Origin of the sequence: Pseudomonas floridensis, from assembly GCF_002087235.1 — a bacterium.
GTDB lineage: Bacteria > Pseudomonadota > Gammaproteobacteria > Pseudomonadales > Pseudomonadaceae > Aquipseudomonas > Aquipseudomonas floridensis.
Map to the genome: position 1 here is coordinate 1 of NZ_MUIO01000160.1, position 873 is coordinate 873.

1 protein-coding gene is annotated in these 873 nt (G+C 64.1%); it reads right to left on the reverse strand.

The window, feature by feature from the left end; translation table 11 throughout:
• A partial coding sequence (locus BZK31_RS27435; RefSeq protein ID WP_083186345.1) for an MFS transporter occupies window positions 1-873 on the reverse strand: 873 nt, incomplete at both ends.

The following is an 873-nucleotide window of genomic DNA, read 5'->3' on the forward strand; positions in this document are numbered from 1 at the left end:
GTGCACGACACCCACGGCAAACGGTCCCATCGAGGCGATGGTGTAGCCGAAACCCTGCGCCATGCTCGACAGGTTGGCCGCCACATGCGAATCGCGCGAACGCAGAACGATCAGCGCCAGCGCAAGGCTGAACGTCCCGCCCTGCCCCAGACCCAATAGAATCGCCCAGCCCCAAAGGCCGTCGAGCGGCGCGTAAAGGCAGCCGAACAAGCCGGTCAGGGTCAGCGACATGACCAGCATGATCGCCAGACGCTGGTCCTTGCCCCGGGTCGCGAGCCAAGGCGCGCTCAGGGCGCTGATGACCTGCACGATAATCGAACCCGACAGCAACAGACCGGCCTGGGTTGGCGTCATGCCCCGCCCGATCAGAATCGATGGCAGCCAGCCGAAAACGATGTACGACAGTGAGGACTGCAGGCCCATGTACAGCGTGACCTGCCAGGCCAGACGGTCGCGCAGCAGACCACGCACGCGATACACATCACGATGGGTGCCGTGTTTTTCGCAGGCTTGCGGCAGCCACAACAGTGCGGCGATGACTGCCGGGATCAGCCAGAAACCCAAGCCGATTTGCCAGCTATCACCGAAATAATGACTCAGCGGCACCGTCGAACCGGCTGCAATCGCCGCGCCCAGACACAGCGCCATGGTGTAGACGCCGGTCATGGCACCCGCCTGCTTCGGGAAATCGCGCTTGACGATACCCGGCAGCAGCACGCCGATGATGCCGATGCTGGCGCCCGCCAGCAGACTCCCTGAAAACAGGCCGAACTCCCCGAACAGGCTGCGCACGGCCAACCCCGACGCAAGCATCAGCAGGATCACCAGCACCACGCGCTCGCTGCCGAAACGACGCGCCAGAATCGGTGCCAG